General features: G+C 67.9%; 19 protein-coding genes. 4 read left to right on the plus strand and 15 right to left on the minus strand.

The annotated features are described in order from the left end of the window. The first annotated feature begins 166 nt into the window (after positions 1-166). On the plus strand, positions 167-1,417 hold the full coding sequence (locus ACHMXB_RS08490) for an MFS transporter (RefSeq protein WP_395404421.1): 1,251 nt from the start codon (positions 167-169) through the stop codon (positions 1,415-1,417). A gap of 77 nt (positions 1,418-1,494) precedes the next feature. Here ACHMXB_RS08490 and ftsY read toward each other — a convergent pair whose 3' ends face one another. The 7 genes from ftsY to coaD all read right to left on the minus strand — a co-directional run bounded on the left by ftsY (position 1,495) and on the right by coaD (position 9,645). Further along, positions 1,495-2,703 carry a signal recognition particle-docking protein FtsY gene (gene ftsY / locus ACHMXB_RS08495; RefSeq protein WP_395404423.1) on the minus strand — a complete coding sequence of 403 codons (1,209 nt, stop codon included), beginning with the start codon at positions 2,701-2,703 and terminating at the stop codon, positions 1,495-1,497. Positions 2,704-2,732: 29 nt separating this feature from the next. Then, on the minus strand, positions 2,733-6,356 hold the full coding sequence (gene smc / locus ACHMXB_RS08500) for a chromosome segregation protein SMC (RefSeq protein ID WP_395404425.1): 3,624 nt from the start codon (positions 6,354-6,356) through the stop codon (positions 2,733-2,735). Between the two features lie 121 nt (positions 6,357-6,477). Further along, positions 6,478-7,449: a bifunctional DNA-formamidopyrimidine glycosylase/DNA-(apurinic or apyrimidinic site) lyase gene (mutM, locus tag ACHMXB_RS08505; RefSeq protein WP_395404427.1), complete on the minus strand. Its 972-nt coding sequence runs from the start codon at positions 7,447-7,449 to the stop codon at positions 6,478-6,480. A gap of 6 nt (positions 7,450-7,455) precedes the next feature. Continuing rightward, on the minus strand, positions 7,456-8,211 hold the full coding sequence (gene rnc / locus ACHMXB_RS08510; protein ID WP_395404429.1) for a ribonuclease III: 756 nt from the start codon (positions 8,209-8,211) through the stop codon (positions 7,456-7,458). A gap of 21 nt (positions 8,212-8,232) precedes the next feature. Continuing rightward, the gene (gene rpmF, locus ACHMXB_RS08515; RefSeq protein ID WP_009356569.1) at positions 8,233-8,436 is read right to left on the minus strand and encodes a 50S ribosomal protein L32; all 204 of its coding nucleotides are present in this window, start codon (positions 8,434-8,436) and stop codon (positions 8,233-8,235) included. A gap of 36 nt (positions 8,437-8,472) precedes the next feature. Then, positions 8,473-8,997 carry a YceD family protein gene (locus ACHMXB_RS08520; RefSeq protein ID WP_395404433.1) on the minus strand — a complete coding sequence of 175 codons (525 nt, stop codon included), beginning with the start codon at positions 8,995-8,997 and terminating at the stop codon, positions 8,473-8,475. A 168-nt stretch (positions 8,998-9,165) separates the two neighbouring features. Further along, positions 9,166-9,645, minus strand: a complete 480-nt coding sequence (coaD, locus tag ACHMXB_RS08525) for a pantetheine-phosphate adenylyltransferase (RefSeq protein ID WP_395404435.1) — start codon at positions 9,643-9,645, stop codon at positions 9,166-9,168. Positions 9,646-9,749: 104 nt separating this feature from the next. Between coaD and ACHMXB_RS08530 the strand changes: the two genes are divergently transcribed. Both ACHMXB_RS08530 and ACHMXB_RS08535 read left to right on the plus strand, forming a co-directional pair. Then, on the plus strand, positions 9,750-10,958 hold the full coding sequence (locus tag ACHMXB_RS08530; protein ID WP_395404437.1) for an aminotransferase class I/II-fold pyridoxal phosphate-dependent enzyme: 1,209 nt from the start codon (positions 9,750-9,752) through the stop codon (positions 10,956-10,958). A gap of 2 nt (positions 10,959-10,960) precedes the next feature. After that, positions 10,961-11,743, plus strand: a complete 783-nt coding sequence (locus ACHMXB_RS08535; protein WP_395404439.1) for a spermidine synthase — start codon at positions 10,961-10,963, stop codon at positions 11,741-11,743. 21 nt (positions 11,744-11,764) lie between these two features. On the opposite strand, the gene rsmD is transcribed toward ACHMXB_RS08535, so the two are convergent. The 4 genes from rsmD to thiL are packed head-to-tail and all read right to left on the minus strand — an operon-like array spanning position 11,765 to position 16,705. Then, positions 11,765-12,370: a 16S rRNA (guanine(966)-N(2))-methyltransferase RsmD gene (gene rsmD, locus ACHMXB_RS08540; RefSeq protein ID WP_395404441.1), complete on the minus strand. Its 606-nt coding sequence runs from the start codon at positions 12,368-12,370 to the stop codon at positions 11,765-11,767. 45 nt (positions 12,371-12,415) lie between these two features. After that, positions 12,416-14,635: an ATP-dependent DNA helicase RecG gene (locus ACHMXB_RS08545; RefSeq protein WP_395404443.1), complete on the minus strand. Its 2,220-nt coding sequence runs from the start codon at positions 14,633-14,635 to the stop codon at positions 12,416-12,418. Beyond that, the gene (locus ACHMXB_RS08550; RefSeq protein WP_395404445.1) at positions 14,632-15,657 is read right to left on the minus strand and encodes a DAK2 domain-containing protein; all 1,026 of its coding nucleotides are present in this window, start codon (positions 15,655-15,657) and stop codon (positions 14,632-14,634) included. The genes ACHMXB_RS08545 and ACHMXB_RS08550 overlap by 4 nt, the downstream gene beginning before the upstream one ends. A gap of 22 nt (positions 15,658-15,679) precedes the next feature. Then, positions 15,680-16,705, minus strand: coding sequence for a thiamine-phosphate kinase (gene thiL / locus ACHMXB_RS08555; RefSeq protein ID WP_395404447.1), 1,026 nt, complete (start codon positions 16,703-16,705; stop codon positions 15,680-15,682). Positions 16,706-16,830: 125 nt separating this feature from the next. Between thiL and ACHMXB_RS08560 the strand changes: the two genes are divergently transcribed. Further along, positions 16,831-17,346 carry a DUF3515 family protein gene (locus tag ACHMXB_RS08560; protein ID WP_395404449.1) on the plus strand — a complete coding sequence of 172 codons (516 nt, stop codon included), beginning with the start codon at positions 16,831-16,833 and terminating at the stop codon, positions 17,344-17,346. Between the two features lie 14 nt (positions 17,347-17,360). Here the strand turns inward: ACHMXB_RS08560 and ACHMXB_RS08565 are convergent, their stop codons facing one another. From ACHMXB_RS08565 to murA, 4 genes are read right to left on the minus strand one after another with little or no spacing between them, the layout of a single operon-like run. Beyond that, positions 17,361-18,518, minus strand: coding sequence for a D-alanine--D-alanine ligase family protein (locus ACHMXB_RS08565; RefSeq protein ID WP_395404451.1), 1,158 nt, complete (start codon positions 18,516-18,518; stop codon positions 17,361-17,363). A 17-nt stretch (positions 18,519-18,535) separates the two neighbouring features. Beyond that, on the minus strand, positions 18,536-19,588 hold the full coding sequence (locus ACHMXB_RS08570) for an NAD(P)H-dependent glycerol-3-phosphate dehydrogenase (RefSeq protein WP_395404453.1): 1,053 nt from the start codon (positions 19,586-19,588) through the stop codon (positions 18,536-18,538). Continuing rightward, the gene (locus ACHMXB_RS08575; RefSeq protein ID WP_395404455.1) at positions 19,585-20,331 is read right to left on the minus strand and encodes a lysophospholipid acyltransferase family protein; all 747 of its coding nucleotides are present in this window, start codon (positions 20,329-20,331) and stop codon (positions 19,585-19,587) included. Before ACHMXB_RS08575 ends, ACHMXB_RS08570 begins: the two co-directional genes overlap by 4 nt. 10 nt (positions 20,332-20,341) lie before the next feature. Continuing rightward, entirely contained in the window at positions 20,342-21,667 is a 1,326-nt protein-coding gene (murA, locus tag ACHMXB_RS08580; protein ID WP_395404457.1) for a UDP-N-acetylglucosamine 1-carboxyvinyltransferase, read from the minus strand. Positions 21,668-21,826 lie beyond the last annotated feature (159 nt).

Consider the following 21,826-nt stretch of genomic DNA (forward strand, 5'->3'; position numbering starts at 1 on the left):
TCCTGGATCAAGTTTTGCCCCGGTGTGTTTCGCTGGCGGAGGATTTAGATTGCCGGTCTGTTACAACAACCTCCCTGACGTAAATGGTGCATATCCTGCTTGTTACGGTTATGTTTCATCGCCCCCAAACGCCCGCCCTGCCTGTTTAGCAAGGATTCGCCGCTTCATGAGCCCACTCCCCCGTATTGCCGCGGGCAAACTACGTTTCACCGCGGTCCGCCGCTCCGGCGGCGCTCCGCTGCCCCGTGACATCAAGGTGATGCTTGTCGCAGCCTTCCTGATTGCGCTGGGCTTCGGCCTGGTGGCGCCGGTGCTGCCGCAATTCGCCACCACGTTCGACGTCGGCGCGACGGCCGCTGCTGTCATCGTCAGTATCTTTGCGCTCATGCGGCTGCTGTTCGCGCCCGCCGGCGGTGCCCTCATCGGCAGGCTCGGCGAGCGTCCGGTCTACGTCGCCGGCCTGCTCATCGTGGCGGCGTCCACCGCGGCCTGCGCCTTCGCCCAGAACTACTGGCAGCTGCTGGTGTTCCGCGGGCTGGGCGGTGCCGGATCGGTCATGTTCACCGTGGCATCGATGGCGCTGGTCATCAGGCTGGCGCCGCCGGAGAGCCGCGGCCGGGTGTCCGGCGCGTACGCGTCGGCGTTCCTGATCGGCAACGTCTGCGGGCCCATCGTCGGCGGCCTGCTCGCCGGTTTCGGCCTGCGCGTCCCGTTCCTGGCCTACGCGGGCGCCCTCGTCCTCGCGGCACTTGTGGTGCAGACGCAGCTCAGCCATGTTCCCGGCTCCGCCCGCGGCCAGGCAGCGGCTGCGCCGGCCATGAAACTCGGCGAAGCCTTCGGCGACAGTGCCTACAGGGCGGCCATGCTGTCCAGCTTCGCCAACGGCTGGGCAACTTTCGGCGTGCGCATGGCCACGGTGCCGCTGTTTGCCGTTACGGCCCTGAACTCCGGGCCCGGGGCCGCAGGCTGGGCGCTGGCAGTCTTCGCCGCCGGAAATGCCCTCGCCCTGACCGTGTCGGGCCGACTGGCCGACAGCCTGGGCAGGAAGCCGATGATGGTGGCGGGGCTCGTGGTCACCGGCATGGCGACGGCCGCGATTGGCCTGACGCAGGGGCTGGGGTGGTTCCTGGTCGCCTCGATGCTGGCGGGAGTGGGAGCGGGGATGCTCAATCCGGCGCAGCAGGCGGCGGTTGCCGATGTGATCGGTCGCGAACGTTCCGGCGGGCCTGTGCTGGCGGCCTACCAGATGACGTCGGACATCGGTGCCATCCTTGGGCCGGTGCTCGTAGGCCTGCTGGCCGACCGGCTGGGTTACAGCTGGGCCTTCGCAGCCACAGGCGCCGTGCTCCTGGTCGCCGCGGCAGGCTGGCTGGCCGCGCGGGAGACGGTGCACCGCGAGCCTGCAGAGGCTGCTTAAAACCATGTAGGTAGCAGCAGGGGGCGTTCCCAACGCTGGGAACGCCCCCTGCTGCTACCTAGTTGGGTAGTCGGGGCCTAGTTCAGGAGGGCGTCGACGAAACCCTCGGTCTCGAACGGTGCGAGGTCGTCCGCGCCCTCGCCGAGGCCGATGAGCTTCACGGGTACTCCGAGGCTCTTCTGGATGGCGACGACGATGCCGCCCTTCGCGGTTCCGTCCAGCTTGGTCAGCACGATGCCGGTGATGTTCACCACCTCGGCGAAGACCCGTGCCTGGTTGAGCCCGTTCTGGCCGGTGGTGGCGTCCAGCACCAGGAGGACCTCGTCCACCTCAGCCAGCTTCTCCACAACGCGCTTGACCTTGCCGAGCTCGTCCATCAGGCCGACCTTGTTCTGCAGGCGGCCGGCGGTGTCGATCATGACGACGTCGACTTCCTGGTCGATGCCGGCCTTGACGGCCTCGTACGCAACGGATGCCGGGTCCGCGCCGTCGATGTCGGATTTCACGGTGGGAACGCCCACGCGCTGTCCCCAGGTGGCCAGCTGTTCTGCCGCGGCGGCACGGAAGGTGTCCGCCGCGCCGAGGATGACGTCCTTGTCCTCCGCCACAAGCACGCGGGCCAGCTTGCCCACCGTGGTGGTCTTGCCGACGCCGTTGACGCCCACCACCATTACGACGGCGGGCCTGTCCGCGTGCCGGTCTACCCGCAGGCTCCGGTCCATGGTCGGGTCCACGATCTTGATGAGCTCTTCGCGCAGCAGCGCCTTGACGTGCTCGGGGTCGCGCGTGCCAAGGACCTTCACGCGTTCGCGGAGCGCGTCCACAAGCTGCATGGTCGGTTCAGTGCCAAGGTCGGCCAGGAGCAGCGTTTCCTCCACCTCATCCCAGACGTCCTCGTCGATCTTGTCGCTGGAGAGCAGCGCCAGCAGGCCCTTGCCGAGCACGTTGTTGGACTTGACCAGGCGCTCCCGGAGGCGGTTGAGCCGCCCCGCCACGGGCAGCGGCGTCTCCACCGGAATGGTTTCCAGGCCGGCCGCGTCATCCGGGACCCCGGTTTCCAGCCCTTCAAGGTCGACGGCGTCCGGCGCCTGACGAACAGCAGGCGCAGCCGGGCGGTCCTCCAGGAGGGTTCCTCCGCCGCCGAGCGGCTCAACGGGGTCGTTGGCGTCCCGGGTGCCTAGGTATTGTGTGCGGGATTTCCGGGCCTTCATCAGCACCGGGACCAGCCCGCCGATCACTACCAGGGCAGCCAGAATGGGCAGAAGAATGGGGATAATGTCATTCACACCCCTAGCTTCTCACAAGCCACAGGTCCCTAAACGTCCGCACCGAGCCGCTGGCTGATGACGGTGGACACGCCGTCGCCCCGCATGGTCACACCGTAGAGCGCGTCGGCCACTTCCATGGTCCGCTTCTGGTGGGTAATCACGATCAGCTGGCTGGATTCGCGGAGTTCTTCGAAGATGGTAATGAGCCGGCCGAGGTTGGTGTCATCCAGGGCCGCTTCGACCTCGTCCATGACGTAGAACGGCGACGGCCGGGCCTTGAAGATGGCCACGAGCAGGGCCACCGCGGTAAGCGATCTTTCGCCGCCGGAGAGCAGCGACAGCCGCTTGATCTTCTTGCCCGCGGGCCTGGCCTCGACCTCGATGCCGGTGGTGAGCATGTCCGTGGGGTCGGTCAGGACCAGCCTTCCCTCCCCGCCCGGGAAGAGCCGGCCGAAGACCCGCACGAACTGGGCCGAGGTGTCCGCGAAGGCCTCCGAGAAGACCTTCTGCACCCGGTCATCGACTTCCTTGATGATGTCCAGCAGGTCCTTGCGGCTGGCTTTGAGGTCCTCCAGCTGGGTGCTGAGGAACTGGTGGCGTTCCTCCAGGGCGGCGAACTCCTCCAGCGCCAGGGGGTTGACCTTGCCCAGCGATGACAGGTCCCGTTCCGCCTTGCGGAGCCGCTTTTCCTGCTCCTCGCGGACGAACGGCACGCCCTCCACCACCGGCTGGCCCTCGGTATCGACGGGTGCCCGCAGGACCGCCCACTTGTCCGTGGAAGCGGCGGCGGGCAGGGGCACCGGCCGATCCGGCCCGTAGTCTGCCACGAGCTGGTCCGCCGTCAGCCCCAGCTCCTCCACCGACTTCGTTTCCAGCGCCTCGATCCGGAGCCGCTGCTGGGCACGCGCCAGCTCGTCACGGTGCACCGAGTCGGTCAGTTCCGCGAGTTCGCGCGCCAGCGCGTCGTTGGCCGTACGGATGGCGGCGAGTTCCCGGTCCCGCTGCTCCCGGACCTGCTCGGCAAGGTCCCGCTCCCGGCTGGCCAGCTCAACGGAAACGTCGCTGAACCGGATCAGCTGCTCCACCGCGGCCGAGACTGCCGCCGCCCGGTTGGCCTGGATCCTTCGGCGGCGGGCCCGTTCGGCGGCCTGTTCACGCGCCCGGCGTTCCGAGGCCGCCGCGCGTTCCAGCGAGGCTGCCCGGTTGCTGATGGCCGTGAGCTGCTCCTCCCGGCTGCGCAGGGACAGCCGGGCTTCCATTTCGGCCGACCGTGCCTGGGATGCGGCCAGGGCCAGCGCGTCCCGCTGTTCCGTGGACGGTTCCTCCTCGGCGGGCGCGTCCTGGGCGGCCGCCAGCCGGGCTGTGACCGCCGTCAGCGCCTCCTGCTCGGCCACGATGTTTGCCTCCGCGCGGGCCAGCGACGCGGCGAGCCGTTCGCTTTCGCCTACGGCGCTGCGCAGGACCGAGTTGAGGTGGCCCAGCCGTTCGGCCACCGCTGCCAGCCGGGCATCCGATTCATGCAGGCGCTCCAGCGCGGCGTCCGCGCGTTCCTGCGCCTCGGCGCGCCGGGCCTCGGCGGCAGCCAGGGCAAAGCGGCCCTGTTCCAGCCCGGCGGTGACCGCCCTCAGGCGGGAGGCCGCGTCGTCGACGGCAGCCTGCACCTCAAGCAGCGAGGGCGCCTTCGCGGAACCGCCGGTGACGGTCCAGGCGGTGAACACGTCGCCGGCGAGCGTCACGGCGGTAAGGTCGGGACGCCCCGCGACGAGGTCCGCCGCGGTGTCATGGTCGTCGACGACGGCGGTGGTAGCGAGCAGTGTACGCACGGCCGCCGCCGTGGTTCCGGAGGCCGTTACCAGGTCCGCTGCCGGGCGGGCCCCGGCTGGCAGGGCACCGCTTCCTGCAGCGGGTTTTCCTGCGGCGGTTATTTCTGCGGCAGCGGGCACGCCTGCCGCAGGGGCTGCGGCCTCGAGCAGCAGCGTGGCGCGGCCGGCGTCGTCCTCCTTGAGGAGGCGCACCAGTTCTGCCGCCGTTCCGGCGTCCCGCACCACGATGGCATCTGAAGCACTGCCAAGGGCTGCAGCGACGGCGGCCTCATAGCCCGGTTCAACGGTCAGTGCCGTCGCCAGCGGGCCGACGGTGCCAGCCACCCCTGCACCGAGGACATGCTCGGAGCCGTCCTTGCGGTTGAGGCCAAGCTGGAGGGCCTCGTGCCGTGCCTTCAGAGCGTCGCGTTCGCGGACGGCGTCGCGCTCGGTGCTTTTCAGCGATGCAATTTCCGCGAGGATGCCGTCGAGGGCAGCGCTGGCGTCCTCGTATTCGGCATCAAGGGTTTCCTCGCCGTCCTCGACGCCCGCCACCTGCGATTCCAGCGCGGTGAACTCGGACTGGGCATGCCGGCGGCGCTCATCGCCTGCGGCGAGAGATTCGCGGAGCCTGCCCACTTCGGCCTGGGCAGATTCCACCTTTGACCGCGCCGCGCCCACCTGGCCGGCCAGCCGCGCCAAGCCCTCCCGCCGGTCTGCGGCGGCGCGCAGCGCGGCGGTGAGCCGCTTCTCCTCGGCCGCGGCCGCATCCTCGGCCGCAGACTTGGCGGCTGTGGCGGCCTCCAGCGCGGCGCGCCCCGCGAGGATGTCCTGCTCCATCTCCGCCTGCTCGCGGCGGACGCGTGCGGCCTGCCGCTCCAGCTGGTCCGGGTCCCGGCCAGGCTCCGGCGCTGGATCCGCGGATCCCAGCAGACGGCAGCGTTCCTGGGCCAAAGATGCGAGGGAACGCAGCCGCTCCCGTCCTGCGGACAGCTGGTACCACGTGTCCCGGGCGGCGTTCAGCTGCGGGGTCGCCTCCGCAGCAAGCTGCTCCAGGGAGGCCTGCCGGCGGCGGCCCTCCTCAAGCTGGGTTTCGACGACGGCGCGCCGCGCCTTGAGCGCCGACTCGTCGGCGATGTCCTGTGCAAGGGTGTTCTGGAGCTGGACCAGGTCATCTGCCAGCAGCCTGGCACGGGCGTCACGGACCTCGAACTGGACAGTCTGCGCGCGCCGCGCCACCGCTGCCTGCTTACCGAGCGGTGTCAGCTGCCGGCGGATTTCCCCGGTCAGGTCGCTGAGCCGCTGGAGGTTGGCCTGCATCGCCTCCAGCTTGCGGACGGTCTTTTCCTTGCGCCGCCGGTGCTTGAGGATGCCGGCGGCTTCTTCAATGAAGCCCCTGCGGTCCTCGGGAGTGGCGTGCAGGACGCGGTCCAGCTGCCCCTGCCCCACGATGACGTGCATTTCGCGGCCGAGTCCGGAGTCGGAGAGCAGTTCCTGGATGTCCAGGAGCCGGCACGCCGAGCCGTTGATGGCGTACTCGGAACCGCCGGTGCGGAAGAGCGTGCGCGAGATGGTGACTTCGCTGTACTCGATCGGCAGGGCGCCGTCGGCGTTGTCGATGGTGAGCGAGACGTGCGCGCGGCCCAGAGGCGGGCGGCCGGACGTGCCGGCAAAGATGACGTCCTCCATCTTGCCGCCGCGGAGGGTTTTGGCGCCCTGCTCCCCCATGACCCAGGCCAGGGCGTCCACGACGTTGGACTTGCCCGAGCCGTTGGGCCCGACGACTGCCGTGACGCCAGGCTCAAAGTCGAACGTCGTGGCCGACGCAAACGACTTGAAGCCCCGGACGGTCAGACTTTTGAGGTGCAAAGTTTTCAGATCTCCATAGGTGGCGGCAGCGGATGCTGGTCCTTCACCAAATCTAGTGGCTAACGGGCCGGGAACCCCGGATTTGCGGCGCTTTTGGCCTGCCCAACCAAGGTGTCAATGCTCACCAGCGGCCGTTGCGGGGCCGCGGCTGGCACACAGGGCAGGTGTAGGAAGAACGGTTCATGAACTGCTCACGCCGCATGATGCTGACAATCCCGGCCGCAGCACAGCGCCTGCATTCCTCCCCCTCCCTGCCGTAGGCATTGAGGGACCGCTCAAAGTAACCGGACGCGCCATTGACGTTGACGTACAGGGAATCGAAGCTGGTGCCGCCGGCAGCCAGGGCATCGTCCATCACGTCGCGGGCGGCGGCCAGGAGGCGCTCGGCGTCAGCCCGACGGAGAGTGTCCGTGGGCCGGGCATAGTGCAGCTTTGCCCGCCACAGGGCCTCGTCCGCGTAGATGTTGCCGATCCCGGACACGAGCCCCTGGTCCAGCAGCGCGCGTTTCAGCCCGGTCTTCCGCTTCCGGAGGCGGCGGTAGAAGGTGTCAAAGGAAAAATGCGGGTCCAGGGGGTCACGCGCGATGTGCGACGCTTCCTCCGCGATGACCGGCACCGGGTCTTCCGCGATCCCGCCCGGTCCGCCGTCGTCCGTGGGAACAAGGGTGGTGACGAACAGGCCGCCGAAGATCCGCTGGTCCACGAACCGCAGCTGATCCGGCATGGCTCCCTCCGGGCTCAGCCGCAGCCGGACCTTCAGGTGCTTCTCGTCCGGAACGGAGCTGTCCTGCATCAGGAGCTGGCCGCTCATGCCCAGGTGGGCCATGAGCGCGACGCCGGGGAGTGCCGAATGGCCGCTGCCGGTACTGCCGCGCGGCACGCCATCCTCCTGCAGCGGCATCCAGAGGAACTTGCCCCGGCGGACCACATCGAGGACTTTGGCTCCTTCAAGGTTCCCGGCGAAATCCTCGGGCCCCAGCGCGTGCCGGCGCACGGATCTCGGGTCCACAACGTCGACGCCGGTGATGGTCCGGCCGCGGACCCAGTTGACCAGGCCGCGCCGGACTACCTCGACTTCGGGAAGTTCAGGCACCGGCGCTTAGCTGCCCGCGGCGGAATCCGAGGGAGCCGCCGCTGCGTCTGCCGGCGCAGGCTCCGCGCCGGAGACCTTGGACTCGGCGCCCGACAGCTTCCGCCAGGCGTCCGCGGCAGCTTCCTGCTCGGCTTCCTTCTTGGAGTGGCCGGAGCCCTTTCCGTACGCGGTTCCGCCGATCTGGAGTTGCGCGACGAAGGTGCGCGCATGGTCCGGGCCGGAGCCCTCAACGGCGTAGTAGATGCTGCCCAGCTGACGTCCCGCGGCCAGCTCCTGGATGCTGGTTTTCCAGTCCGTGCCGGCGCCGAGGGCGCCAGCGTCCTTCAGGAGCGGTCCGATGAGGCGCATCACCAGCTGGCGGGCGGTCTCGATGTCGTTGGACACATAGGTGGCGCCGATGAGGGCTTCCATGGTGTCGGCCAGAATCGAGGCCTTGTTCTTGCCTTCGGTGAGCTTCTCCCCCTGGCCAAGGTAAATGTACTCCCCAATGCCCAGGCTGCGGCCGATGCCGGCAAGGGCGCGCGTGCTCACCACGGCCGACCTGCGCTTGGCCAGATCGCCCTCGGGGAGCGTCGGGTTGTCGCGGTACAGCGCATCGGTGACGGAGAAGCCCAGGATGGAGTCGCCCAGGAACTCAAGGCGCTCGTTGGTGGGTATGCCGCCGTTTTCGTAGGCGTACGAACGATGTGTCAGAGCAAGACGAAGCGTCCCGGCGTCAATGAAGACACCGAGACGCTTCAGAAGCTCTTCAGTTGAAGACATCCTGATCGACTTTTAGGCCGATTAGACGTCCGCGACCTTGCGGCCCTTGTACTCAAGGAACAGCGCAGTGCCAGCCGAGTCGGTGACGACCTTCGCCTGGTGCGGCAGGCTGTAGGTGACCTGGCCGTTCTCGACGGTCTTCACCAGGTGGGGGGCAGTTGCCTTCCACTGGGAACGACGGGCGCGGGTATTCGAGCGAGACATTTTCCGCTTGGGAACAGCCACGGCTAACTCATTTCTCTCTAGAAAAACACTTACAAATCAATTTTGCCGGTCAGGCTTAGCCAGATCAGCCAGGGCAGCCCAGCGAGGATCTACGACCTCGTGGTGGTGCCCCGGATCGTCTTCCAGGCGCGCCCCGCATTCGGAGCACAGACCCTGGCAGTCTTCCCGGCACACCGGCTGGAACGGCAGCGCGGTCACGACTGCGTCCCGCAACACCGGCTCAAGATCGATCAGATCGTGCTCGACTCGACGTTGCTCTTCATCGTCTTCCTCGTCCGAAGGCAGGACGCCTTCGTAGAAGAAAAGTTCTTGCACATTGACCTCAAGGTCATACGCAAGGGGATCCAGGCATCGGCCGCACTCGCCTATTACCTCGGCGAGGGCGGTTCCTGATACCAGAATTCCTTCGTGTACGGCCTCAAGCCTCAGGTCGAGCTCGATATCCGAGCCTTCCTGAACGCCAATGAGCGCCACGCCGAGATCCCCCGGCGCGGATACATGTTCCGTCAGTGTACGCATGCTCCCCGGACTGCGTCCGAGGTCCTTGACATCTAACCTCAAGGGCGAACTTGCATCTCGCTTAATGAGAACTCCTGTTGAACATATGACCGACGTACCATCTTAGCCTGAACTCCCTGACGGACTCAAACCGGATGCCACGCCGGGGCACGCGGCCGGCGTGCACCGGAAACGTACCGGACAAGCCTACCCCCTTCAGGGCTGGCCGGCCTAAGGCGCGCCGCCGGCGAGAAGCCGTTTCAGCACGGACCTGGGGACGTATTCGGAGACGTTGCCGCCCAGGGTGGCCACTTCCTTGATCAGGGTTGATGACAGGTGAAGGTAGTGCGCCTCCGCCGGAAGGAACACGGTCTCCACTCCGCTCAGCTGGCGGTTCATCGTCGCCATGGGAAGCTCGTAGTCAAAGTCCGACGACGAGCGCAGCCCCTTCACGATGGCGGACACGCCGCGCTGCCGGCAGTACTCCGCCAGGAGTCCCTCCCCGACGGGTTCCACGATGATGCCGCGCAGGGACGCCAGTGTCTCCCTGGCCATCTCAATCCGTTCCTCCAGCGGGAACCGGTACTTCTTGGCATAGTTGGTGGACACGGCGACGATCACTTCATCAAAGAGGCTAGCGGCTCTGGCGATGACCTCGAGGTGTCCATTGTGGATGGGGTCGAAGGAGCCTGGGCATACGGCGCGTCTCATGCTCCGAACCTACCGTATCCGCGGGCCGGGATACCATGACTGGGGCACCGGCCGCCAACGCGCCCGCGGCTGAAATGAGTGCTGAAGAGACAGGCAGGAAACCAATGACAGAAACACTTCCGGCACCCTGGCAGCGCGCGGCCACCGGGGCGAACCTGCTGGCGAGTGACGGCGCTTTGGGCGTGACGATTTTCGAGGAGATGACCACGCTGGCCATGCAGACCGGCGCCATCAACCTGGGGCAGGGTTTCCCCGACGAGGACGGCCCCGCGGAGATCAAGGCCGCCGCCCAGGCCGCGATCGCCGAAGGCTCCAACCAGTACGCGCCCGGCAAGGGTGTCCCCCAGCTCCGGAAGGCCGTGTCCGCACACCAGAAGCGGTTCTACGGGCTGGAGCCGGACCCGGACACTGAAATTATCGTCACCACCGGAGCCACCGAGGCAATCGCCGCATCGCTGCTGGCCTTCGTCGGCCCCGGCGATGAGGTCCTGACCTTCGAGCCCTTCTACGACTCCTACGGCGCGATCATCGGGCTCTCCGGCGCCACACATGTCACCGCACCGCTGCTGGCCCCCGATTTCCTGCCCGATTCCGCAGCCCTGGAGGCGGCGTTCACTGACCGCACCAAAGTGGTGCTGCTGAACAACCCGCACAACCCGACCGGTGCGGTCTTCCCGCGCGAGGTGCTTCAGCGCGTCGTCGACCTCACCAGGAAGCATGACGCGATCATCATCACGGACGAGGTTTACGAGCACCTCACGTTCGGCATCACCCACATTCCGGTGGCCACGCTGCCGGGGGCCGCTGACAGGACGGTCACCATCTCCTCGGCCGGCAAGACGTTCTCGTTTACGGGCTGGAAGGTCGGATGGCTGACCGGCCCGGAGCACCTCGTAGCGGCGGTCCGGACAGTGAAGCAGTTCCTCACCTACAGTTCCGGCACGCCGTTCCAGAGCGCCATCGCCACCGGACTGGCCCTGCCCGACGAGTTCTACCAGGGCATCTCCACCACGCTGCGGAAGAAGCGCGACATCCTGAGTGAGGGGCTGCGCGCGGCCGGACTGGAGGTGTTCACTCCCGACGGCACCTACTTCGTCAACGTGGACACCTCGCCGCTGGGCATCCGGGACTCGGTGGACCTGGCCCGCCGCCTGCCCGCGCTGGTGGGAGTGGCGGCCATCCCGGTGCCCGTGTTCTGCCACCCCGAGGGCGCCGAGCGGACGCGCAGCCTGCTGCGGTTCGCGTTCTGCAAGCGCGACGAAGTCCTCGAGGAGGCCGCCACGCGGCTGGCGACCCTCCGGGACAGGCTCTGACCATGGCCGGCGGCGCCCGTGCATCGCGCTTCCTGCGCGCCACCGGCCAGCACGCCGTCATCGAGCCGGATGCCTACACTGACGGCGGGTTCGTGCTCAGCATCGGCGGGGCCGAGCAGTCGCACGTGGACCTGGCCGACCCCGGGGACATCTTCTACGAGTACCTGCGCCGCATCGGGCACATCGTGGACCTCGCCGCTCCGTGGGGTGAACCCATCCGTGCCCTGCATCTGGGAGCAGGCGCACTGACCCTCGCACGGTACATCCAGGCGACGCGTCCCGGCTCCGTCCAGTACGCCGTGGAACTGGAGCGTGAGCTGCTGGACTTCGTGCTGGAGCGGCTGCCGCTGCCGGACGGAACCGACCTCCACACAATCATCGGCGACGCGCGTGCTGCCCTGGCCGAGCTGCCTTCGGACCTGCGTTTCGACGTCGTCATCCTGGACATCTTCTCCGGGCCGGAGGCGCCGGAGCACATCGCCTGCACCGGGTTCTACCGCGAGGCCGCGGCGCTCCTCTCGGAGCGGGGCGTGCTGATAGTAAATGTCGGCGACGAGCCGGGCCTCACGCTCGTCCGCAGCCAGGTGGCTGCGCTGCGAAGGGCCATGACGGACGTCGCAGCCTGCGCCGAGGCGGGCATGTTCACGGGCAGGTATCCCGGGAACATCATCCTCGCCGGCACCCGCAAGCCATGGCCGCCCGAGTGGACCGCCGCCCTCACGGCCCGCGGCCCCCATCCGGCCAAAGTCCTGGCTGGCGTGGAACTGGACAGGTTGTCGGACTAACTAGTCCTCGGACCAAACAGCTCAGTCCTCGGCCTCCAGCGTGAGGTCCACATCCTGGCCGCTGGACGGTTCGGCGTACCACAGCCGTGTCTCGCCGTACTTCTTCTCGGCAAAGCGCTCCAGGCCTCCCGGCCACCCGGGTTCGGTAGAGCGCGACGACCGTTCGACCACCACCACCGCCCCGTCGTTGAGGTGCGGGGCAAGCTTTTCCAGGACGGAGGCCAGCGCGGGCTCGTCAAGGGGGTAAGGCGGGTCCAGGAACGCAACGTCCCATGCGGTGTCCGCGGCCGTGCGTTCGAGGAAGGATTCCACCTTGGAGCGGTGCACCGTGACGGCCTTGCGGCCCAGGACGCCGTTGATGAGGTCGGCGTTCCGCTGGCACACGGCGCTGGCCTTCGCGTCGAACTCTACGAGATCGACCGTTTCCGCTCCCCTGCTGGCGCTCTCCACCCCCAGCGCTCCGGATCCGGCGTACAGGTCCAGGACGCGGGCGCCGCCGAGCACGTTGAACGCGTCCAGCCGGGAAAACAGGGCCTCCTTGACCCGGTCCGTGGTGGGACGCGTCATTGAACCTGGCACGTTGGCCAGCGGGGTTCCGCCCGCAGCACCGGCAACGATCCTGCTCATGCGCCGTCTCCCGCCCGTGGCGCTGCGGGTGGCAGGGGGATCGTGCTAGCCGCGTTCAAGGAACGCCTCCTTCTCGGGATTCAGGTACTCATCAATGGCCTCGGCAAGTTCCGCGTAGCCCGCCAGCGCAGGGTCCGTGCCCACAATCTTTTGGGCGTCCTGCCGGGCCCGGGCAATGATGTCCTCGTGCTCCAGGACACGGAGCAACTTCAGCGTGGACCGGCCACCGGACTGCGAAGCGCCGAGGATGTCGCCCTCGCGGCGCAGCTTCAGGTCCTCCTGGGAGAGCTCGAACCCGTCGGTGGTGGCCGCGACGGCGTCCAGCCGGCGCCGGCTCGGGTGCCCCGGTTCCAGCGTGGTCACGAGCAGGCATGTGCCCGGCAGCCCTCCCCTGCCCACGCGCCCGCGGAGCTGGTGAAGCTGGGAGATGCCGAACCGGTCCGCGTCCAGGATGACCATCAGGGTGGCATTATGCACGTCCACGCCCACCTCGATGACGGTGGTGGATACCAGCAGCTTGGTCTTGTTGGCCGTGAAGGAGGCCATGGTCTCTGACTTCAGCACCGGGTCCTGGCGCCCGTGGAGCGGTGCCAGCGCCACCCCGGCCAAGGCCGGTTCCTCACTGAGGTGTTCGACGACGGCGGTCACGGAGGCCAGTTCGCGTGCGGCCCCGTCCCCCTCCAGTTCCCCGGGATCGGGTTCCGCTTCACCGGGAGTGAAGTCGCCGTCGTCGTCCGCCCCGATTTTGGGGCACACGACGTAGACCTGGTGGCCTGACTCGATCTCTTCGCGGGAGCGGGACCAGATGCGGCTGGCCCAGGCGGGGTTTTCCGCGAGCCCGACGACGTGTGTGGTGATGGGCGCCCGGCCAGCGGGCAGTTCGTCAAGCACGGACGTTTCAAGGTCGCCGAACACCGTCATGGCCACGGTCCTGGGGATCGGAGTGGCGGTCATGACCAGCAGGTGCGGCGGCTTGCTGGCCTTGGCACGCAGGGCATCACGCTGTTCCACGCCGAAGCGGTGCTGCTCATCCACCACGATGAGGCCCAGGTCAAAGAAGGTGACGTTGTCGCTCAACAGAGCGTGGGTGCCGATGACGATCCCGGCAGTGCCGGAGGCGGCGTCCAGCAGCGCCTGCTTGCGCGCGGCAGTGGGCATGGAGCCGGTAAGCAGGCTGACCTGCACCGTGTGGTCGCCCAGCCCACCCAGGAGCCCGTCGCGGGATAGCTCGCCGAGTGTCCGCCGGATGGAATCGAAGTGCTGTGCCGCCAGCACTTCCGTGGGCGCCAGCAGCGCTGCCTGTCCCCCGGCGTCCACCACCTGGAGCATGGCCCGCAGCGCTACGATGGTTTTGCCGGAGCCGACCTCGCCCTGCAGCAGCCTGTTCATGGGCCAGTCCTGCGACAGTTCCGCCGAGAGGGTCTTGCCGACGGCGGATTGGCCCGCGGTCAGGGTGAACGGCAACTGGCGGTCGAAGGCTGCGAGCAGTCCCTCCGGCACGGGACGCCGGGCGGTGGCCTCCTCCGCGGCAAGCTGGGCGCGGCGCCGGGCCAGGGCGGATTGGAGGACCAGGGCTTCCTGGTAGCGGAACCGGTCCCTGGCCTTGCGCCAGTCCTGCGCGGTCTCCGGGGTGTGGATGAGCCGGTAAGCCTCCGGCACCGGAAGGAATTTTTCGCGTGCGGATATGGCCGCCGGCATCGGGTCCGGCAAGGCGTCGAGGTCCGCGGTTTCCAGCAGGGCTTTTACGACCTTCTGGATGGACCAGCTGGTGAGGCCTGCGGTGGCCGGATAAATCGGGATGGGCATGGCCGCGAGCTTTTCAGGGTCCATGTCCGGGACATCAGGGTCCTTGTCCAGCAGCTGGTAGTTCGGGTTGGTCAGCCCCAGTGACCCTTGGTAGCGCGTCACCTTCCCGGAGAACATGGCCCGCCGGCCGGGGTGCAGTTCGGCCCTGGCGAGACGGCCGTTGAAGAAGCTGATTTTCAGTGTGCCCGTGCCGGCGTCATCGGTAACGACGACGTCGGTGATGGAGCCTTTCCGGGCGCGCATCTGCCGGGTGCTGTTGGAGACGACGCGGGCGATGAGGGTCACTTCCTCATCGAACGGAAGTTCGCTGATTCGGGTCAGTTCACCGCGGTCGAGGTAGCGGCGCGGGAAGTGGTTGAGCAGGCCGCCGACGGTGGTGATGCCCAGGTGCTTCTCGATCGCCGCCGCGGAGCGCTTGCCAACCCGGCGCTCCAGGCCGAGTTCCAGTTCGACGTTCATCGTCCCTCTGCGCTCACTTCTCCCGACGGATCCCGGGGCAGTGCGAGCTCGCTGACGGACACGTCCGCCGGATCGCCCAGCGACCTGATCACGCCAAGGGCCGGAGCCGGGTCAGGGACGTGCACGTGGACCCGCCACCGGTACCGGCCCTCGGCATCGGCGGAGGGGCCAACCTGGCTCATGATCACGGAGTCGCCGAGCTCGTCCAGGCGCTGCCGGAGCGTGGCGGCGTCCAGCGGGGACAGGCTGATGGTGCACATGACCTCGACGCCGTCGTCATCCGGCATGCCGGTGTGGATGTGGGGGTCCTGGAGGTCGTACCCGTGCAGGCCGTCCAGCAGCTCGCTGCGGAGTTCCTCGCCGAGCACCGCCGAGCGGAGGCAGTCGAGGATCAACAGCATTCCCACGCCGCCGGCGTCCACCACGTGCGCGGCCTGCAGGGCATCAAGCTGACCCTCCGTGCGGACCACGGCCTCGAGGGCGGCCGCCACGGCCGCATCCAGGACCAGGCCCAGGGCATGGTTGCTGTCGTTGCCGTTCTGGCCGGCGTCGACGGCGGCCGCGGCCCGGCCTGCCGCCTCCATGACGGACAGCATGGTGCCGGGAACGGGGTCGCTGAGCGCGGACCAGGCCCGGATCTGCGCCCGGTTGAGGGCTGCGGCGAGCAGTGACGAGGTGAGCCTGGCATGCCCAGCCAGCGGTTCGGCGGCGGCGCAGAGGAATACGGAGAACAGGGTGCCGGAGTTCCCCTTGGCCTGCTCCATTGCCGCCTGGCCGGCACGCGCAAGGACGTCGCCCACGTCATTGAGCTTTGCCAGGTGCCCGGCCTGCTCCGGCACCTGCGTCTGCACCGTGCCGGCGTCTGCGGGGACGGTGTCCTGCAGCGCCCGGTGGGCGGCGCGGACCGTGAGGTACAGGTTGGTACCGGTGTCGCCGTCAGCTACCGGGAAGATATTGATGGCATTCAGGCGGTCGCTGTGATTGCCCAGTGCGGTTTCGGCCTTGCCCAACCACCGCTTCATCGCTTGCGCGTTCGCGGCAACCTTAGTCTGCAAAGTGATCCCATCCCACGGAGCCAGCGGGCAGTCCCGCGATCGTCACGCCCGGCGCCGTGTCTGCGCCGCAGGCCTGTACTGAGCCTATCCCAGTAAACCCGGGCGGAACCTGCATGCCTGCCGGGAATGTGGCCAGGAGCCCGTGGTCTTCCCCTCCGCCGAGTACCCAGGCGCGCGGGTCAGCGCCCAGGAGGGTGGCCGCAGGGCGGAGGGGCTTGGCGAGCTGGCCGATGGGTACGGGATCCAGGTCCAGCACAGCGTGGCTGGCCACCGCCATCCTGGTTCCGTCCCGCACCAGACCGTCGGAAATGTCCATCATCGCAGTCGCCCCGGACATGCGCGCCAGCGGCCCGGCCTCCAAGGGAGGCTCCGGCCGGCACTGAAGCTCAAGCAATGACAGCAGGTCCGGTGAAAGCGAACCCACATGATGGGCGGACTCCAGTAGTGCCAGCCCCGCGGCAGCCCAGCCTGCCCGCCCGGCGATGGCCACGGTGTCGCCTGGCTGGGCGCCGGACCGGAGTACCGGCTGGCCGCCGTCGAGCGTGCCGAGGACTGCAACGGTGACGGACAGTTCGCGGCCGCGGCCAAGGTCGCCGCCCGCCACAGAGCACGCGCCAGCACCCAGCTTGCTGATGGCGGCCGTGAGTCCGTCCGCCAGGTCCTCGACCCACGCCACCGGGGTGTGAGGCGGCAGGGTCAGGCTTACCACCATGGACGTTGCAGAGGCACCCATGGCGTTGATGTCGCTGAGGTTCTGCGCTGCGGCCCTCCAGCCGACGTCGTAGCCGGTGGTCCGGTAGCCGTTGTTCCACTCAAGCCGGAAGTCCTGGTCCTGGACCTGGGTGTCGATGCTTATGACCGTCCTGCCGTCCGGAACAGCAATGATGGCGGCGTCATCGCCCGGTCCAAGGACCACAGCAGCGCTGTGCAGGGCACTGAGTTCCAGGCGCGGGAAAATCCGTGCCAGAAGCTCCGCTTCGGACAGCTGGGCGACAGTCAATGGTGATTGGGGCACGCCACTACGCTACCGCCACAGCCCGACATTCTTTGGCCGGCCGGGTTTCCGGGCCCGGCCAAAAGACATCGCGGGCGTCACGAAGGCGGTCCGTCCGGCTCCGCGCGGAACGATAGGCTTGACGGATGCATTACCCGCCTGCCCAGAAAACCGCCCAGAAAACCGTCCGCAGGCTGACCGTGGCAGTGGCCGCCGCGCTAACTGGACTGGTGCTGGGCGGCTGTTCACCCGCCGTCGACGTTGCCCCCGCCGCCGACGCAGCCAATCCGGCCTGCGCCCCGATGATGGTGGCGCTTCCGGATGCGATCGGCGACGCCCGCCTGCGGAAGACGAACAGCCAGGCCACCGCTGCCTGGGGCGACCCTTCGCAGGTGGTCCTGCGGTGCGGCGTCAACGTCCCCGGACCCACCACCGACCGCTGCGTCAGCGTCAACGACGTCGACTGGGTCATCAAGGAGGGCAGCCCCGTGTGGACGCTGACAACCTACGGCCGGGAACCCGCCACGGAAATCCTGATGGATCCGGACAAGATCAGCTCGGCAACCGTCCTGGCCGACCTGTCCGCCGCAGCCTCGAAGATCAAGGCCAGCCGCAACTGCGTGGGCCAGGAGGATCTGCAGGACCTGCCCACCAGCAAGTAGGCAGGCCGCGGACCCTAGCGCAGGCCGGTCTTTCGGGCCAGCGCCAGGTGGATCAGCTCGTCGATCAGTTCCGGGTAGCTCAGTCCGGTGGCCGCCCACATCTGCGGGTACATGCTCTTCGGCGTGAATCCGGGCATCGTGTTGATCTCGTTGATGATGAGGTCGCCGTCCGGCGTGTAGAAGAAGTCCACCCGGCTCAGGCCCTCCGCCCCCACAGAGTCGAACGCCGCGGCAGCGAGCTCGCGGACGCGGGCGATTGCTTCCTCGGGCATGTCCGCGGGACAGCTCAGGGCAGCCGCGTCATCCACGTACTTGGCCTGGAAGTCGTAGAACTCGTGCCCGCCGCCGGCGACGGAGATCTCTCCGGGCAGGGACGTGCGGGGCGCGTCGCCACCGCGGCCCTCGAGCACGGCGCATTCGATTTCCCGGCCCACAATGCCGGCCTCGATCACCAGTTTCGGATCATGCTCGCGGGCCGCCTGTATCGCGGCGTCCAGGCCGTCGAGTGAGTCCACCTTGGAGATGCCCATCGAGGATCCGGCGCGGGCGGGCTTGACGAACACCGGGAAGCCCAGCAGGTCAACCTGCTTGCGGACAGACTCGGGGTCGTTGCGCCACTGCCGGTCGGTCACGGCGATGTACGGGCCCACCTTCAGGCCGGCGGCCTCGAAGACCACCTTCATGAAGTGCTTGTCCATGCCCACCGCCGAGGCGAGCACGCCGGCACCCACGTAGCGGGTGTCGGAGAGCTCCAGAAGCCCCTGGATGGTGCCGTCCTCGCCGAACGGCCCATGCAGCAGCGGGAACACCACATCCACGGATCCGAGTTCCTGCGGCACCTCGTTGGGAGCCGTCACGATGAGCTGGTGCTCGCCCCCGATCTCCGTGATGCTCACTGTCTGGGCCGACGGGGCGACCTCCGGAAGCGAGGTTGCGGACAGGGACCACTGGGCCGTGTCCCCCGACGCGAGGACCCACTGGCCGGACTTGGCGATGCCGATGGGAACGACGTCGTACTTGTTCCGGTCGATGGCCCCCAGCACTCCGGCAGCGGTCACGCAGCTGACGGCGTGCTCGCTGGAGCGGCCGCCAAAGAGCACGGCCACCCGCGGCTTGGGCTGGCTACGGCCGCCGGCGGCCTTGCTCTGGCTGGTGTTGTCCGCTGCGGTCAAGTTTTCTTCCGACACTGTCAGTAATCGCCTTCGGCTTTAAGTTCCCGGGACAGCAGCAGCGGCCCGAGTTGGTCAACGGACAATTTTCCGGCAAGGACCGCGACGACGGCCGCCGTGATGGGCATTTCGACGCCGAGCTTGCCGGCCAGTTCGTGGACTGCCTGGCCGGACTTGATGCCTTCGGCGGTCTGGGTCATTTTCTGCGCGACCTCGTCCAGCGTCAGGCCCTGCCCCAGCAGGCGGCCGGCAGTGTGGTTCCGGGACAGCGGTGACGAGCACGTGGCCACCAGGTCGCCTAGTCCGGCCAGACCGGCCATGGTGTGGGCCTTCCCGCCGAGCGCCAGGGCCAGCCGTGAGGTTTCGGCCAGGCCGCGGGTAATCACGGAGGCCTTGGTGTTGTCCCCCATCTGCTTTCCCTCGCAGATGCCCACCGCCAGCGCGATGACGTTCTTGACGATGCCGCCGATCTCGACACCCACGATGTCCGAGGTGGTGTAGGGGCGGAAGTAGGGGGCCGTGCAGCTTCTGGCGATCCAGCCGGCGACGGCGGAATCAGGGCAGGCGACGACCGAGGCCGTGGGCTCCTCCCGGGCGATCTCCATGGCCAGGTTGGGGCCGGAGACGACGGCGATTCGGTCGGCTGGGATGTCCAGTTCCTCGGCGATCACCTCGCTCATCCGGGCGTCGGTGCCAAGCTCAAGGCCCTTCATCAGCGACACCACGAGGGCGTCGGGCCCGATCAGGGGCTTCCACTTGCGCAGTTGGAGGCGCAGGGACTGCGCCGGAACGGCAAGGACCACAAGGTCGGCTCCGGACAGCGCGTCCGCCACGTCGGTGGAAGCGGAGATGCTTGGCGGAAGGTCAATGTCTGCCAGGTACTGGGGGTTGCGGTGGTTGCCGTTGATCTCGGCTACGACTTCCTCCCGGCGCCCCCAGAGCCGGATGCTGCGCTCCACGCCGGAGGCTGTGGCGGCGTCGGCCAGGATTTTCGCGAACGTGGTGCCCCACGAGCCGGCGCCCAGGACTGCCACGGACACGGCGGAGCCGGGCCGGGCGTGCACAGGCGTCACTTGCCGCCCCGCTCGACGTCGCGGCCGTGCTTCGTCTGGTTGTGGGCGGTAGGGTCCCAGCGCCGGGCCGGCGGCTGTTCTCCGCGGAGTTCGGCCAAGAGCCCGGTGACGGCATCCATGATGACGTCAGTGGCTTCGGACAGGGTGGCCTTGTCCCGGGGCCGGCCCGCGAAGCGCGAGAGGTCAACGGGGTCGCCGATCCGGACCCTTGAGGTCTTGCGCGGGAACAGGTGGAACCGCTTGGCGTAGCGGGGAAAGAGCTCGTGCGCGCCCCAGTGCGCCATCGGCACCACGGGGATGCCCGTTTCGAGGGCCAGGCGGGCGGCGCCGGTGTGGCCCTTCATCGGCCACAGGTCGGGGTCGCGGGTCAGGGTACCCTCGGGGTAAATGATGATCGCTCCGCCCTCGGCGACAACCTCCTGGGCGAGCTGCAGCGAGCGGTTGGCCCCCGCCGTCGAGCGTTCCACCGGAATCTGCTTGGTGGCATGCAGTACGGCACCCACCACCGGGACCTTGAAGAGGCCCGACTTCGCCAGGAAGTGCGGGGCGCGCTTGTTGCTGTACAGCATGTGCCCGATCACGAGGGGGTCAATCTCGGTGCAGTGGTTGGGCACGGCGATGAAGCCGCCCGCGGGAAGCTTGTCCGTGCCCTCCCATTTTTTGTTCATGATCAGGTTCAGGACAGGCCGGACAATGCCGGCGATGATCACAAACGTTGTATGGCTTTTGGCCGATTCTTTCACCGGGCCCCCGCTACTTCGCCGGCGAAATGTCGAAGTCGGCGCCGAGCCCGGCCAGCTTCTCAGTGAACCGCTCGTAGCCGCGGTTGATGATGTCGATTCCGGTCACCCGGGAAGTTCCGGTGGCGGCCAGGGCGGCGATCAGGTGGCTGAAGCCGCCGCGGAGGTCCGGCACGTCGATGTCGGTTCCCTTGAGCTGGGTGGGGCCGGAGATGACGGCGGAATGCAGGAAGTTCCGCTGTCCGAAGCGGCACGGCACGCTGCCCAGGCATTCACGGTGCACCTGGATGCTGGCGCCCATTCGGATGAGTGCTTCGGTGAAGCCGAAGCGGTTCTCGTAGACGGTCTCGTGCACGATGGACACGCCCTCGGCCTGTGTCAGGGCCACGACGAGGGGCTGCTGCCAGTCGGTCATGAAACCGGGGTGGACGTCCGTTTCGAGGACGAGGGGACTGAGCTTGCCACCGCGGTGGTAGAAGCGGATGCCGTCCTCGCCGATGTCCATGCCGCCGCCCACCTTACGGAAGGTGTTCAGGAAGGTCATCATGTCCCGCTGGGAGGCGCCTTCGACGAAGATATCGCCGCGCGTCACCAGCGCCGCGGACGCCCAGGAGGCCGACTCGTTGCGGTCCGACAGCGCGCGGTGGTTGTAGCCGCCCAACTCCCGGACACCCTCGATCCGGATGGTGCGGTCCGTCTGGACGCTGATGATGGCGCCCATCTTCTGCAGCACGGCGATGAGGTCAACAATTTCCGGCTCGGTGGCGGCACCGGAGAGTTCGGTGATGCCTTCGGCGCGTGTGGCACTCAGGAGAACCTGCTCCGTGGCGCCGACGGAGGGATACGGCAGGGAAATCTTGGCCCCGCGCAGGCCCTTGGGCGCCGAAATGTGAATGCCGCCCGGACGCTTTTCGACGACGGCGCCAAACTGCCGCAGCACGTTCAAGTGGTAGTCGATGGGCCGGTCGCCGATCTTGCAGCCGCCCAGGTCCGGGATGAAGGCTTCGCCGACCGCGTGGATCAGGGGACCGCACAGCAGGATGGGGATCCGGGAATCGCCTGCGTGGGCGTCTATGGCCGTGCTCGGCGCAGTCTTGGCAGCCTTGGGATCCAGGGTCAGGTCACCGGTGACGGGATCCTTGTCGACGGTCACGCCGTGGAGCTGGAGCAGGCTGGTGACTACCTCGACGTCCTTGATTTCCGGAACGTTCCGCAGCACGGAAGGCTCGTTGCCCAGCAGCGCGGCCACCATGGCCTTGGGCACAAGGTTCTTGGCACCGCGGACGGTGACACGGCCTGTTAGCGGGACGCCTCCGCGGATTGTCAGAACACTACTCATTTACCGGTTTCCTCACGACTACTCGCCCCCAAATCCTTACAAAGGCACCAGCTAAGCATATGAGTTCGCGTTACCGAACCGAAATACTGACTCCGGCGCGTGGGCTCCGACGGCCGGACCGGGGGCAGCGGAAAGGCCCGCCGCGGCTATGCACGGCGG

This window comes from Arthrobacter sp. UC242_113 (assembly GCF_044054585.1).
Lineage (GTDB): Bacteria > Actinomycetota > Actinomycetes > Actinomycetales > Micrococcaceae > Arthrobacter.

Excerpts from the sequence above, each read along its gene's own strand:
- ACHMXB_RS08490 (WP_395404421.1), top strand. The coding sequence starts at position 167 with ATGAGCCCACTCCCCCGTATTGCCGCGGGCAAACTACGTTTCACCGCG.
- rnc (WP_395404429.1), bottom strand. The coding sequence starts at position 8,211 with ATGTCTTCAACTGAAGAGCTTCTGAAGCGTCTCGGTGTCTTCATTGAC.
- coaD (WP_395404435.1), bottom strand. The coding sequence starts at position 9,645 with ATGAGACGCGCCGTATGCCCAGGCTCCTTCGACCCCATCCACAATGGA.
- ACHMXB_RS08530 (WP_395404437.1), top strand. The coding sequence starts at position 9,750 with ATGACAGAAACACTTCCGGCACCCTGGCAGCGCGCGGCCACCGGGGCG.
- ACHMXB_RS08535 (WP_395404439.1), top strand. The coding sequence starts at position 10,961 with ATGGCCGGCGGCGCCCGTGCATCGCGCTTCCTGCGCGCCACCGGCCAG.
- rsmD (WP_395404441.1), bottom strand. The coding sequence starts at position 12,370 with ATGAGCAGGATCGTTGCCGGTGCTGCGGGCGGAACCCCGCTGGCCAAC.
- ACHMXB_RS08545 (WP_395404443.1), bottom strand. The coding sequence starts at position 14,635 with ATGAACGTCGAACTGGAACTCGGCCTGGAGCGCCGGGTTGGCAAGCGC.
- ACHMXB_RS08550 (WP_395404445.1), bottom strand. The coding sequence starts at position 15,657 with ATGAAGCGGTGGTTGGGCAAGGCCGAAACCGCACTGGGCAATCACAGC.
- ACHMXB_RS08560 (WP_395404449.1), top strand. The coding sequence starts at position 16,831 with ATGCATTACCCGCCTGCCCAGAAAACCGCCCAGAAAACCGTCCGCAGG.
- murA (WP_395404457.1), bottom strand. The coding sequence starts at position 21,667 with ATGAGTAGTGTTCTGACAATCCGCGGAGGCGTCCCGCTAACAGGCCGT.